This window comes from Bradyrhizobium sp. UFLA06-06 (genome assembly GCF_054820065.1).
In genome coordinates this window covers 197756-211588 of record NZ_JADFUD010000001.1, presented here as the reverse complement: position 1 = coordinate 211588, position 13833 = coordinate 197756, and the positions used below count along the sequence as shown (strand labels likewise).

The 13833-nt window shown below is 64.2% G+C and carries 12 protein-coding genes; 4 read left to right on the top strand and 8 right to left on the bottom strand.

Annotation, left to right across the window (positions count from 1 at the left end; translation table 11 throughout):
• Positions 1–14 precede the first annotated feature (14 nt).
• Positions 15–1751, top strand: coding sequence for an oxalyl-CoA decarboxylase (oxc, locus tag IF803_RS00895; protein WP_461190958.1), 1737 nt, complete (start codon positions 15–17; stop codon positions 1749–1751).
• A 58-nt stretch (positions 1752–1809) separates the two neighbouring features.
• Complete coding sequence (gene frc, locus IF803_RS00890) at positions 1810–3087, top strand: formyl-CoA transferase (protein ID WP_304499490.1); 1278 nt, start codon at positions 1810–1812, stop codon at positions 3085–3087.
• Positions 3088–3198: 111 nt separating this feature from the next.
• Here the strand turns inward: frc and IF803_RS00885 are convergent, their stop codons facing one another.
• The 7 genes from IF803_RS00885 to IF803_RS00855 all read right to left on the bottom strand — a co-directional run bounded on the left by IF803_RS00885 (position 3199) and on the right by IF803_RS00855 (position 8343).
• Complete coding sequence (locus IF803_RS00885; protein WP_461190957.1) at positions 3199–3837, bottom strand: NapC/NirT family cytochrome c; 639 nt, start codon at positions 3835–3837, stop codon at positions 3199–3201.
• Entirely contained in the window at positions 3834–4337 is a 504-nt protein-coding gene (locus IF803_RS00880) for a nitrate reductase cytochrome c-type subunit (protein ID WP_461190956.1), read from the bottom strand. Before IF803_RS00880 ends, IF803_RS00885 begins: the two co-directional genes overlap by 4 nt.
• Positions 4301–6814 (bottom strand): nitrate reductase catalytic subunit NapA, encoded by a 2514-nt coding sequence (gene napA / locus IF803_RS00875; protein ID WP_461190955.1) that lies wholly within the window; start codon positions 6812–6814, stop codon positions 4301–4303. Before napA ends, IF803_RS00880 begins: the two co-directional genes overlap by 37 nt.
• A gap of 18 nt (positions 6815–6832) precedes the next feature.
• Entirely contained in the window at positions 6833–7120 is a 288-nt protein-coding gene (locus IF803_RS00870) for a chaperone NapD (protein WP_461191057.1), read from the bottom strand.
• A gap of 44 nt (positions 7121–7164) precedes the next feature.
• Positions 7165–7350, bottom strand: coding sequence for a periplasmic nitrate reductase, NapE protein (gene napE, locus IF803_RS00865; protein ID WP_157345976.1), 186 nt, complete (start codon positions 7348–7350; stop codon positions 7165–7167).
• Positions 7351–7531: 181 nt separating this feature from the next.
• Positions 7532–7774, bottom strand: coding sequence for a helix-turn-helix domain-containing protein (locus IF803_RS00860; RefSeq protein ID WP_026192543.1), 243 nt, complete (start codon positions 7772–7774; stop codon positions 7532–7534).
• Between the two features lie 11 nt (positions 7775–7785).
• A complete protein-coding gene (locus IF803_RS00855; RefSeq protein ID WP_461190954.1) occupies positions 7786–8343 on the bottom strand; it encodes a DUF2975 domain-containing protein in 558 nt (185 codons plus the stop codon).
• A 133-nt stretch (positions 8344–8476) separates the two neighbouring features.
• On the opposite strand from IF803_RS00855, the gene IF803_RS00850 reads away from it, so the two are divergent.
• Positions 8477–8983 carry a DUF2147 domain-containing protein gene (locus IF803_RS00850; protein WP_411784874.1) on the top strand — a complete coding sequence of 169 codons (507 nt, stop codon included), beginning with the start codon at positions 8477–8479 and terminating at the stop codon, positions 8981–8983.
• Between the two features lie 279 nt (positions 8984–9262).
• Here the strand turns inward: IF803_RS00850 and IF803_RS00845 are convergent, their stop codons facing one another.
• Positions 9263–10060: a helix-turn-helix transcriptional regulator gene (locus IF803_RS00845; protein WP_028345242.1), complete on the bottom strand. Its 798-nt coding sequence runs from the start codon at positions 10058–10060 to the stop codon at positions 9263–9265.
• 268 nt (positions 10061–10328) lie between these two features.
• On the opposite strand from IF803_RS00845, the gene IF803_RS00840 reads away from it, so the two are divergent.
• Positions 10329–13742, top strand: coding sequence for an autotransporter outer membrane beta-barrel domain-containing protein (locus IF803_RS00840; protein ID WP_461190953.1), 3414 nt, complete (start codon positions 10329–10331; stop codon positions 13740–13742).
• Positions 13743–13833 lie beyond the last annotated feature (91 nt).

The following is a 13833-nucleotide window of genomic DNA, read 5'->3' as shown; positions in this document are numbered from 1 at the left end:
GGGAGACGATGCCGATGCTGAATACCGCTACGAAGTCCGAGGCACCGGGCACCGAGCAAGAACTGACCGATGGCTTCCATCTCGTCATCGATGCGCTCAAGCTCAACGGCATCGACACCATCTATGGTGTGCCGGGTATCCCGATCACGGACCTGGGCCGCATGGCCCAGGCGGCGGGCATTCGCGTGCTCTCGTTCCGCCACGAGCAGAATGCCGGCTATGCGGCGTCGATCGCCGGCTTCCTGACCAAGCGGCCCGGCGTCTGCCTCACGGTGTCCGCGCCCGGCTTCCTCAACGGCCTCACCGCGCTCGCCCACGCCACCACCAACTGCTTCCCGATGATCCTGGTCTCGGGCTCGTCAGAGCGCGAGATCGTCGACCTGCAGCAGGGCGACTATGAAGAGATGGATCAGCTCGCGATCGCCAAGCCGCTGTGCAAGGCCGCGTTCCGCGTGCTGCACGCCCAGGACATCGGCATCGGCCTCGCGCGCGCGATCCGCGCCGCGGTGTCGGGCCGTCCGGGCGGCGTCTATCTCGACCTGCCCGCAAAGCTGTTCTCGCAGGTGATCAACGCCGACGCCGGTCAGAAGTCGCTGGTCAAGGTGATCGACGCCGCGCCCGAGCAGATCCCCTCCCCGTCTTCGGTCAAGCGCGCGCTGGACGTGCTGAAGAACGCAAAACGTCCGCTCATCATCCTCGGCAAGGGCGCGGCCTACGCGCAAGCCGACGAGGCGATCAAGAATTTCGTCGAGAAGAGCGGCGTGCCGTTCCTGCCGATGAGCATGGCCAAGGGCCTGCTGCCCGACCTGCATCCGCAATGCGCCGGTGCGGCGCGCTCGACCGTGCTGAAGGAAGCCGACGTCGTGATGCTGATCGGCGCCCGCCTCAACTGGCTGCTCTCGCATGGCAAGGGCAAGACCTGGGGTGAAGCCCCGAAGAAGTTCATCCAGGTCGACATCGAGCCGAAGGAAATGGATTCCAACGTCGAGATCGTCGCCCCCGTGGTCGGCGATATCGGCTCCTGCGTCTCCTCGTTCCTCGACGCCATGGGCGCGAGCTGGACCGCGGCGCCCTCCGACTGGCTCTCGACCGTCGCCAAGAAGCGCGACGACAACGTCGCCAAGATGGCGCCGAAGCTGATGAGCAACGCTTCGCCGATGGACTACCACGGCGCGCTCGGCGCGCTGCGTGCCATCATCGCGGAACGTCCGGACACCATCTTCGTCAACGAGGGCGCCAACACGCTCGACCTCGCCCGCGGCGTCGTCGACATGCACAAGCCGCGCAAGCGGCTCGACGTCGGCACCTGGGGCGTGATGGGCATCGGCATGGGCTATTCGATCGCCGCCGCGGTCGAGACCGGCCTGCCCGTGCTCGCGGTCGAGGGCGACAGTGCGTTCGGGTTTTCGGGCATGGAGGTCGAGACCATCTGCCGCTACAAGCTGCCGATCTGCGTCGTGATCTTCAACAATGACGGCATCTATCGCGGCACCGACGTCAACAGCGCCGGCGACGATCCGGCGACCACCGTGTTCGTCAAGGGCTCGCGCTACGACAAGATGATGGAAGCCTTCGGCGGCGTCGGCGTCAACGCCACCTCGCCGGACGAGTTGAAGCGCGCCGTCAATGCGGCGCTGGATTCCGGCAAGCCGACGCTGATCAACGCGGTGATCGACCCGGCGGCGGGCTCGGAGAGCGGCCGCATCGGCAACCTCAATCCGCAGAGCGTTCTGCAGCAGAAGAAGAAGTAACCCCTAACCCCATCACTCCCTGCGGGTGCAGGGGCAGACAGAGTACGGAGCAAACATTATGACCAAGGCGCTGAAGGGCGTTCGCATTCTCGATTTCACCCACGTCCAGTCGGGTCCGACCTGCACGCAATTGCTGGCCTGGTTCGGCGCCGACGTGATCAAGGTCGAGCGTCCCGGCGTCGGCGACATCACGCGCGGCCAGCTGCAGGACATCCCGAACGTGGACAGCCTGTATTTCACCATGCTGAATCACAACAAGCGCTCGATCACGCTCGACACCAAGAACCCGAAGGGCAAGGAAGTGTTGACGGCGCTGATCAAGCAGTGCGACGTGCTGGTCGAGAATTTCGGTCCCGGCGTGCTCGATCGCATGGGCTTCCCCTGGGAGAAGATCCACAGCCTCAACCCGAAGATGATCGTCGCCTCGATCAAGGGCTTCGGCCCCGGCCCGTATGAGGACTGCAAGGTCTACGAGAACGTCGCGCAGTGCACCGGCGGCGCCGCCTCGACCACCGGCTTCCGCGACGGCCTGCCGCTGGTCACCGGCGCGCAGATCGGCGACACCGGCACCGGATTGCATCTCGCGATCGGCATCCTTGCTGCGCTCCACCAGCGCACCAGCACCGGCAAGGGCCAGAAGGTCACCGCCGCAATGCAGGACGGCGTGCTCAACCTGGCGCGCGTCAAGCTGCGCGACCAGCAGCGCCTCGCCCATGGGCCGCTGAAGGAATACAGCCAGTTCGGCGAAGGCATTCCGTTCGGCGACGCCGTGCCGCGCGCCGGCAACGATTCCGGCGGCGGCCAGCCCGGTCGCATCCTGAAATGCAAGGGCTGGGAGACCGACCCGAACGCCTACATCTACTTCATCACCCAGGCGCAGGTCTGGGAGAAGATCTGCGACGTGATCGGCGAGCCGACCTGGAAGACCGATCCGAACTACGCCAAGCCGCCGGCCCGCCTGCCGCGCCTCAACGAGATCTTCGGCCGCATCGAGCAGTGGACGATGACAAAGACCAAGTTCGAGGCGATGGAGATCCTCAACAAGGACGACATCCCCTGCGGTCCGATCCTGTCGATGAAGGAGATCGCGGAAGACCAGTCGCTGCGCGCGACCGGCACCGTGGTCGAGGTCGATCACCCGACCCGCGGCAAGTACGTCTCGGTCGGCAACCCGATCAAGCTGTCGGATTCGCCGAGCGACGTTCAGCGCTCGCCGCTGCTCGGCGAGCACACCGACGAGATCCTGCGCGAGGTGCTCGGCTTCAGCGATCACCAGGTCGCCGAGATCCACGACTCCGGCGCGCTCGACCCGCCGCGCAAGCAGGCGGCCGAGTAAAGGCTGGCACTCAAGCAAGACGCAAATGGCCGCGGGAAACCGCGGCCATTTTCGTTCCGGCTGATCGTCAGCCGTCGTGGAAAGATCAAGGTCCCCGGCGAAAGCCGGCGCTCATTGCCAGCCCGGAACTCCACGCATGTCGGGCAAGTGATGTGCAATGCCCTTGTGGCAATCAATGCAGGTCTTCTCGCCGGTAAACAGGAAGCGCTGGTGCGCCACCGACGCGCGCGGCGACTGCTTGGTGATATCCATCGATTCCGCGCTGTGACAGTTGCGGCATTCGAGTGAATCGTTGGCTTTGAAACGCGCCCACTCATGCAGCGCGAGTTCGAGCCGCTTGTCGACGAACTTGTCGCGGGTGTCGATGACGCCGAACAGGTGGCCCCACACCTCCTTGGAGGCCTGCATCTTGCGCGCGATCTTGTCGGTCCAGTTGTGCGGAACGTGACAATCCGGACAGGTGGCGCGGACGCCGGAGCGATTGGTGAAATGGATGGTCGACTTCAGCTCTGTAAACAGATTTTCGCGCATCTCATGGCAGCCGGTGCAGAATTTTTCAGTATTGGTCAGCTCGAGCGCGGTATTGAAGCCGCCCCAGAAAACAACGCCGGCGACGAAGCCCGCGATCACCAATACGCCGAGCCCGAACACCGTGCTCGGTCGCACCAGCACGTCCCACAGCTCACGCGCGAAGGCCCATGCGCGTCGGAAGAGCCCCTCCTTCGAGGTTTGCGGGTCGGCCGCCTTCATCGACTGCCGCCCGGAGCCGCGCGGCTCAGCATGGTGTCGATGTCGACGAAGTCGTTACTGACGGGCGGATTGCTCATGCTCTGCGGTACGTGACATTCAGTGCAGAAAAAACGGCGCGGCGAGATCGACGCAAGGAACTGGCCGTCGCGATCCATGAAATGAGTAATCGAGACCATCGGCGCCTGCGACTCGCCGGTGCGGGCGCGCGCGTGACAGGACAGGCATTTGTTGCTGTTCAGATCGATCTGGTAGCCGTCGATCGAATGCGGAATCACCGGCGGCTGCTCGGGATAGTTCCTGACCTCCCGCTCGGACGTATTGCGCGTCGGCATCATCGGCGGAGCCGGGCCTTCATTGTCGAGCGGCGTCGGCCCACGCAGCCCGGAATTAAGCGATTGCGCCGCCAATGTGCCGGTGCCGGCCCCTATTGCCAGGACGAGCAGAACGACGCGCAGGTTCCTGATCATGACGGCAGCACCTTCTCGATGCGCACGGCGCATTTCTTGAAGTCGGTCTGCAGCGAAAGCGGATCGGTGGCGTCGAGCGTCACCTTGTTGATCAGCTTCGACTCGTCGAACCAGGGGACGAACACCAGACCTCGCGGCGGCCGGTCGCGGCCGCGGGTCTCCAGTCGCGCCCGGATAAACCCGCGGCGAGAGATCACCTTGACCTCGTCGCCGCGTCGCAGCTTGGCCTCCTGCGCATCATCCGGATGCATGAAGCAGACCGCCTCGGGAAACGCGCGATAGAGTTCGGGCACGCGGCGGGTCATGGTGCCGGAGTGCCAATGCTCCAGCACCCGGCCGGTGGAAAGCCACAAGGGGTATTCGCTATCGGGCGATTCCGCCGGCGGTTCGTAGGGAAGCGCAAAGATGCGCGCCTTGCCATCGGCAAAACCGTAGAACTGCACGCCTCTGCCCTGCCCGACATACGGATCCGAGCCCTCGCGGAAGCGCCACTTCGTCTCCTTGCCGTTCACGACGGGCCAGCGCAGCCCGCGCTCGCCGTGATAGGCATCGAACGGCGCGAGATCGTGGCCGTGGCCGCGGCCGAAGCTGGCGTACTCCTCAAATAGCCCTTTCTGGACATAGAAGCCGAACGCCTTCGATTCGTCGTTGGCGTAGCCCGACGCGATGTCGGAGACTGGAAACTTGTCGACCTGCCCGTTGCGATAGAGCACGTCGAACAGCGTCTTGCCACGATACTCCGGCTTCTTTGCCAGCAACTCTTCCGGCCAGACCTCCTCGATCTTGAAACGCTTGGAAAATTCCATCAGCTGCCAGAGGTCGGAACGCGACTCGCCCGGCGCGGTGACGAGCTGGTGCCAGAACTGGGTGCGCCGCTCGGCATTGCCATAGGCGCCTTCCTTTTCCACCCACATCGCGGTCGGCAAGATCAGGTCGGCGCCGAGCGCGGTGACGGTCGGATAGACTTCCGAAACGACGATGAAATTGTCGGGGTTGCGGAAACCGGGATAGGTTTCCTCGTTGATGTTGGGACCGGCCTGCAGATTGTTGTTGACCTGCACCCAGTAGGCGTTGAGCAGACCGTCCTTCAGCATCCGGCTTTGCAACACCGCGTGATAGCCCGGCTTGTCCGGAATCGTGCCTTCCGGCAGCTTCCAGATCTCCTCCGCCTTGTCGCGATGCGCCTTGTTGGTGACGACCATGTCTGCCGGGAGGCGGTGCGAGAAGGTCCCCACCTCGCGTGCGGTACCGCAGGCCGAGGGCTGCCCGGTCAGCGAAAATGGGCTGTTGCCGGGCTCCGCGATCTTCCCGGTCAGAAGGTGAAGATTGTAGACCAGATTGTTGCACCAGACGCCGCGGGTGTGCTGGTTGAAACCCATGGTCCAGAAGCTGACGACCTTGGCCTTCGGGTCGGCGTAGAGCTCGGCCAGCGCCTCCAGACGATTGAGCGGAACGCCCGACATCTTCGCCGCCTTTTCCAGCGTGTAGTCGGCGAGGAATTTGACGTAGTCGTCATAGCTCATATCGGTGGCATCGTTGGCCTTGGCCGCGCCCGTCGCCTTCTTCTGCAGCGGATGATCGGGTCTCAGGCCGTAGCCGATGTCGGTCTGGCCGCGCTTGAACACGGTATGCGCGGTGACGAAATCCTTGTTCACGCGCCCGGTCTTGATGATGTGATTGGCGATCGCATTGAGGATGTAGAGATCGGAGTGCGGCGTGAACACGATCCCGATGTCGGCGAGGTCGAACGATCGGTGCTCGAAGGTCGAAAGCACGGCGACCCGCACATGCGCCGCCGAGAGCCTGCGGTCGGTCACCCGCGTCCACAGGATCGGGTGCATCTCCGCCATGTTGGAGCCCCACAACACGAAGGCATCGGTGGCCTCGATATCGTCGTAGCAGCCGGCCGGTTCGTCCATGCCGAAGGTGCGCATCATGCCGACCACGGCGGAAGCCATGCAGTGGCGCGCGTTGGGATCGATGTTGTTGGAGCGAAACCCGGCCTTGAACAGTTTTGCAGCCGCATATCCCTCCCAGACCGTCCATTGGCCGGAGCCGAACATGCCGATGCCGCTCGGCCCGCGCTGCTTCAGTGCCGCCTTGAACTTCTCGGCCATGATGTCGAACGCCTCGTCCCACGAGACCGGGGTGAAGTCTCCGTTCTTGTCGTACTTGCCGTTGGTCTTGCGCAGCATCGGCTGCGTCAGGCGATCGTGGCCGTACATGATCTTGGAGAGGAAGTAACCCTTCACGCAGTTGAGGCCGCGATTGACCTCTGCCTTGATATCGCCGTGGGTGGCGACGACGCGATTGTCCTTGGTTGCCACCATGACGCTGCAGCCGGTGCCGCAGAAGCGGCAGGGAGCCTTGTTCCAGTCGAGTTCGCTGGCATCGCGTTCGGTGACGAGGTTTGCCGCGACCGACGCAACCGGCATTCCGCCGGCCGCTGCGGCGATCGCGGCGGCCTCCAGCTTCAGCATCTGGCGGCGGTCGAGCTTGGTTTCGGTCATGGCTTGCCTCCCGGCACTTCAGCAGACGTCGATGGCGTGAAACACCAGCGAGGCGGAATGGACGTGCGGTAACAGAGCGATCGTGTTCAACGTCGCGCCGAGCGCGCCGGCATTGGGTGCATCGACCACCACGACGAGCTTGCCTCTGGGGTCGCGGCCGAAAATCTCGCAGCCGGAAACGGCGAGGATATCGGCTTCGACCGCATCAAGGCGCTCGGGCCGGGCCTGCACCAGGATGCTGGCGATCTCGCCCCCGGGTGGCGCCACGACGCGCTCCGCTGTCAAGGCGCGGCCGGTAATCAACATACGGCGATTGATCGCGGTCTTGCGCACAACGATGTCTCTCCCTGTCAATGCGGCGGGGGCGGACCGGGAGGGCCGGCCACCATTTGGTAGATCCAGACCGCGAGCCCGTATGACCCCACCGTCGCGACCGCGAGCCCCGGCATCAGGATGGCGGTCAGGAACAGGAAGGCGAAGATCTCCATTCGCGTTCGGCGACGCCGTACATCTGCGTCGCCGTCTGCGACCGCCATGATCGTGTCTCTCACGTGGGACGTTGGGGGGACGGCATCCGGGCCGCTGCCTTGGACACGAACCTAAGGAGCGGCGATGAGCGGACATTGATTCAGATCAAAGTGCGGGGCGATGGCCTCACCGGCAAACATATCTCGGGCGAGCGAGACGACTCTGCCTGGTAATCAATCGCACGCCGGATCAACCACCCTCGCCGCTCTCGCCGTCCCCGCCCTCATCCCCCGGCACATATTCCAGAATATCCCCCGGCCGGCAGTCCAGCTCGCGGCAGATTGCCGACAGTGTCGAGAAGCGCATCGCTTTCGCCTTGCCGGTTTTCAGGATCGACAGGTTCTGGATCGAAATGCCGATCGCGTCCGCGAGGTCTCCGAGGCGGCGCTTGCGCTTTGCGAGCATGACATCGAGGTTCACCACGATGGGCACAAGCATCACCCTCAGATCGTCAGATCGTTTTCGGACTGCAACAGGATGGCGTGCTCGATCACGAATTTCAGCGCCATCAGGAACACGCCACCTGCGACGGTGCCGACGTCGACGCCGTAGCTCGGCAGGAAGAACTTGATGTCGCCGAGTTGATACAGCGCATAGGTCACCGCGATGGTCGTGATCGTATCCACAAACGGCCAGACCACCAGGAAGATCCCCATCCACCAGACACCCTGCAGCGTTTCGGACACGAAGATCCGCCCGTTGGCGAATCGGTTCACCATGCGATGTAGGATGCCGATCAGCACGGCGTAAAACGATACCCCAAGCGCGAACAGCGACCAGAACAGCACCTGGCCCTTGGCCGACATGGTGAGCGGGTTGGCGACGATGGCCGCGCACTTCGCCTGCTCGCCGATCAGGCTCTCGGCGATCGTCGCCGACGCCGTGGTGGTGCGGTAATAGGCCAGCCACAGCACGACCGGCAGCGCCGCCCAGATCAACCAGAACGCCCGATCGAGCCTTCGAAACCAGAGCTGGCGCTGCTCACGAACCGATTTCCCCATCGCACCCATCCAGAAATTCTTTGCCAAAAAAGCCGTTACGGCCGGATTACATCATGCCTAGGCAATGTCATTGACTCAACCTTAAACGTGATTTATTTCATGTTTATCATGAAATTTTTCATGAAGAAGGTGGATGATGACGGTAATCCCAGACCAAAACGGCCTGCGCAAGGCTTTGAAGCAATTGGTCCACGCTCACCTCACGCGCCGCCTGATCGTGGCCGCGTTCCACATCCCGCTGCTCGGCAGCCCCGCCGATGCCGCCAAGGCGAGCGACAAGTCGAGCGATCCGGCCGGCGTCTGGCTGACCCAGTCCGGCGACGCCAGGATCAAGATCCATCGCTGCGGCAGCGCGCTGTGCGGCCGCGTCGTCTGGCTGAAGGAGCCGAGGGACAGGGCCACCGGCAAGCCGCAGCTCGACGACAAGAACGCCGATCCCCTCCAGCGCGCTCGGCCGGTCATGGGCATATCGTTGTTCATCAACATGCAGTCCGCAGGACCGAACAAATGGGCCGGCCGGATCTACAACGCCGATGACGGCAAGACCTATGAGAGCTCGGTGACACTGGTGTCGCCAGGCACGCTGAACGTTCGCGGCTGCATGGGAACGCTGTGCGCCGGCGAAGACTGGACGCGGTGAAGCGAATGCGGTGAAGGGACTTGGCCCCGACCCTTCATCGGCCAAGAAGAAAAGCAAACCCGCTCACTCGAGGCCGCCGCATTTGGGCGGCCTTCTTTTATGAACTAGTGTGCTGAATGCGAAGTTCGTGCGATTTCGCGGCAGCCACTTTCACGAACTTCGCATTCATAAAGCACACTAGAATCATAAGTTTCCTAGTGTCCTTATCGAATCCGAAGTTCGCTCCGAAGGTGCGGCAAATGATGCGAACTTCGGATTCGGGACACTCGCCGCCCGCCCTCAGCCTTCCACGCCGAGCTTCCACAGCGGCGGCAGATCGGCGAAGGGCGGCGTGGTGTGGGCGATGACGATCGCGGCGCGCCGGCTGTCGGAATCGATCTTGCTGTTGATCGCCTTGACGTGCGCCTTCACGGCATCGAGCCCGACGCCGAGGATAGCAGCGATCTCCTCGTTCGACTTGCCCTGGGCGATCCACGACGCCACCTCGATCTGGCGCGGCGTCAGCGCAGGAAATGCCAGCCGCAGGCGGTCGCTCGGCGTCAGCGCCGCCAGCGTTCGCTCCTGCGCCTGGCGGTAGCCGCGTAGGATGTGCGGACGAAAACCCTGCATCCGGTCGCGCTCCTCGTCGCTGAACGCCGGCCGTCCCACCACGCGATGCCCGACAACCGTGACCACATAACCGGCGTGCTCGAACGCGATCCCCATGATCCGCCGCGCCCCCGACGGCAGGAACACCTCCTTGGCAATCGGCAGCTCGACGAATTCCTCGTCGCTGAAGAAATCCGACTCGCGCAGCGCGCGTTCGCCATAGAACGCCGGATCGTGCTGCCAGAACGGATGCGAATGCATGTGCTTCGCAAACGCCTGCATGCCGCGGGCACGAACCTCCGGATCGTCGCCGACCGAAATCAACGACCGGAAATCCCAGCTCGGACGATGGAACTCGGTGAAGCTCACCACCTCCGCATCGACCAGGCGGCCGACGCCGGCGAACAGGACACCAGGCAGCGTGTGCAGGTTGGACTCAGATTCGTAGAGACGAATGATTTCGTCGTTGAGCTTGCTGTCCCGTTGCATGGGATTCTGATCGACCAGGTTTGATTTGATTTTTTGGCGATCGCTGCAACGTCACGACGTGCCCACATGTTGCAGCAAAGCCTCGCTCGCCGTCTTATCGTTCGTGCGCGCGTTGGTATACCCCTTAGGGTAATGGCCAGATCGCATTCGATTACGGAATCTCTGCGCTGTGTCGAGTCCGACACATCGCGCGGCGTCGTCAGGGGCAGCAACACGCATGGCCCGGCGAAAGTTGCAACAATTCGAGTTACTACCGGGACTGAATGCGGTGACCCCATTGGAAGACGCAGCGGAACGTCCCGCTGTAGGACAGTTCGACGACACACGCGCTGATTGTTTCGAGGCAAAATCGCTCGCGCGCCACGGGCGCGCGTCGTTCGGCGGCGCCCTGCTGGGCACGACATCGCTGGTTGCGCTGGCGCTGCTCACGGCAACGGCGATGCCGTCCCATGCGGCCGACATCGTCTGGACCGGCGCCAACTCGTCGATCTGGACCGACACCAGCAACTGGCTGCCGAACACGCTTCCGGCCAACCCCAACAACGCGGTGATCGATACGACCTCGCCCAACCCCACGGCGATCGCAGGGACCGCAGGGCAAGCCACCAATGTCACTATCGGCCAAAACGCCAACGGCCAGCTGACGATTTCGGGCGGCGGAACGCTGAACGACCTTAATGGCTTCATCGGAAACAATGCCGGTTCGAACGGCGCCGTGACGGTCGATGGCTTCGGCTCGGTGTGGTTCAGTCCCGGTGTCACTGTCGGCGTGGCCGGCACCGGCACGCTGACGATCCAGAACGGCGGCACCGTGGCCGGTACCAACGGCCTGATCGGGTCTTTGCCTGGCTCGAGCGGGACTGCAACGGTCACCGGACCCAACTCGTCCTGGAATATGACTGACGATCTCGCTGTCGGCGCAAACGGAACCGGTGTGCTGACAATCAAGGCTGGCGGCACCGTGAGCGATCGCAACGGCCGCGTCGGCTTTGTCCCCGGTTCGAGCGGCACCGTCACCGTCACCGGCCCCGGCTCGTCCTGGACCAACTCCGCCGAACTCTATGTCGGCACCGCCGGCACCGGCACGCTGAACATCGAGAACCGCGGCGTCGTGAGCAACGGCGCCAGCTCAAATGCCTACCTTGGCTATATCTTCGGATCCAACGGCAACTTAACGGTCGATGGCGCCGGTTCATCGCTTCTTGTCGGCAAGGAGCTTCATGTCGGCTATGTCGGCACCGGCGTCCTCAACATCCAGAACGGCGGCGCGGTCAGCAACGACACGACCTTCATCGGCTCCAATGTGGGCTCCAACGGCAACGTTGTCGTCACCGGCGCCGGTTCGTCGCTGAGCAGCGCTGACTTCCTGTATGTCGGCTACTCCGGCACCGGCACGCTCGACATTCAAAATGGCGCCACGGTCACCAGCGCCCCTAGCGCGACTCGCGGGATTGCCGGTATCGGCGTCATTGCAGGCTCGAACGGCACGGTGACGATCGACGGCCCCGGGTCATCCTGGACCCATGGCGGCATTCTCAATGTCGGAGGTGGCGGCACCGGCACGCTGACCATCCGGAACGGCGCGGTGGCCAGCATGATCGGCAGCGACATCGGCTTCCTTGCCGGCTCGAAAGGCACGGCCACGGTCACCGGCTCCGGCTCGTCCTGGACCAACAGCTTCGCGCTGTTCGTCGGCGATGCCGGCACCGGCACGCTGACGATCCAGAACGGTGGTATCGTAACGACGCCGCTTTTCGGTGTTGCCAATCAGGCCGGCTCGACCGGCACCGTCAACATCGGCGCCGGGCTCGGCCAGGTTGCCGCGGCGCCGGGCACGTTGAACACGCCGACCGTCACGTTCGGCGCCGGCACCGGCAGCATCGTCTTCAACCACACGTCTGCGAACTACAGCTTCGACCCGGCCATATCAGGCGCAGGGTCGGTGCTGGTGGAGGCCGGCAAGACCATCCTGACCGCAAACAGCACCTACACCGGCACCACCACGGTCGACGGCGGCACGCTCAGCGTCAACGGCTCGATTGCGTCCTCGTCCCTCACCTCAGTCAACGCGGGCGGCACGCTCGGCGGCAACGGCACCGTCGGCAACCTCACCATTGCGAGCGGCGGCACCGTGGCGCCGGGCAATTCGATCGGCAGGTTGAACGTCTCGGGCAATGTCAGCTTCGCGGCCGGCTCGATCTATCAGGTCGAAGCCAATGCCGCCGGCCAGTCCGACAGGATCGTCGCCACCGGCAAGGCGACACTCGGCGGCGGCAGCGTGCTGGCGCTGGCGCAGAACGGCACCTATGCGCCGCAGACCACCTACACCATCCTCACCGCGAACAGCGGCGTCACCGGCAGCTTTGCCGACGTCACCAGCAGCCTCACCTTCCTGAACCCGTCGCTGACCTATGATCCGAGCAATGCGTATCTGACCTTGGCGCGCAACGGCACGACCTTCCCCGACGTCGCGCAGACGCCGAACCAGCTCGCGGTCTCCAACGCCCTCGAGGCGAGCGCGCAGACCAGCCCGCTGGTGGTCAGCATCCTCAATCAGAACGCCGCCGGCGCGCGGCAGGCGTTCGATGCGCTGTCGGGCGAGATGCATGCCAGCGCGCAGACCGCGATGCTCGACGATTCACGCTATCTGCGCGATGCGGTGCTCGGCCGGTTGCGGCAATCCGCGTTTGCCGGCGATGCAGGGCCGATGGCCGCACTCAGCGCCGGCGGTCCGCAACTCGCGGCGATGGACTCGATGGCAGCCTCCTCCGCCCTCGCCTATGCCGGCGCGAGCCGTCCCAGCTTCCCGATCAAGGCGCCGCCGCTCGCCGCGCCCGCGCGGATTCCCGACACCACATTCTGGGCCCAGGGCGTCGGCGCCTGGGGCCGCTTCGGCGGCGACGGCAATGCGAGCGGCATGACGCGCGACCTCGCCGGGTTCTTCAGCGGCGTCGATCATCGCTTTGCGCCGAACTGGATCGCCGGCATCGCCGGCGGCTACACCAATTCCTCGTTGCGCATCGGCGACCGCACGAGCTCGGACAACATCGACACCGCGCATCTCGCCGGCTATGTCGGCGCGACCTACGGCGCGCTCAGCCTGCGCGGCGGCGCCGGCGCCAGCTTCAGTACGCTGGACACCAGCCGCTCGATCATCTTCCCGGATTTCTTCGACACCACGCGTGCGCGTTACAACGCCACCATGGCGCAGGTGTTCGGCGAAGTCGGCTACGGCTTCAACCTCGGCAAGGTCGCGCTCGAGCCGTTCGCCGGCCTAGCCTGGGCGCATCTCGACACCGACAGCTTCAACGAGACCGGCGGCAGCGGCGCCGCAGCGCTATTCGGCGGCCGCAGCAACCAGGACGTCGGCTATTCCACGATCGGCACGCGCTTCGCCAGCAATCTTGCGCTCGCCAACGGCATGTGGCTGACGCCGCGTGCCTCGGTCGCCTGGCAATACGCGTTCGGCGATGTCTCGCCGACCGCCGCGCTCGCGTTCCAGAGCACCGGCGCAAGCTTCACGGTCGCCGGCGTGCCGCTCGCGCGCAACGCGGCGCTGGTGGAAGGCGGGCTCGACCTGCGCATCACCACGCAGGCAAGCGTCGGCATCTCCTATGTCGGACAGCTTGCCGACCGGGTGCAGGATCATTCGGTGAAGGGCAACTTCAGCTGGAAGTTCTGACGACGGTTTTGAGTTCGCCGCGGAAGCGAACAGTTGCAACCATCGCTCTTCCCGCTAGCGGGAAGAGCAGCAGCTTTGATTCGATTTTGCG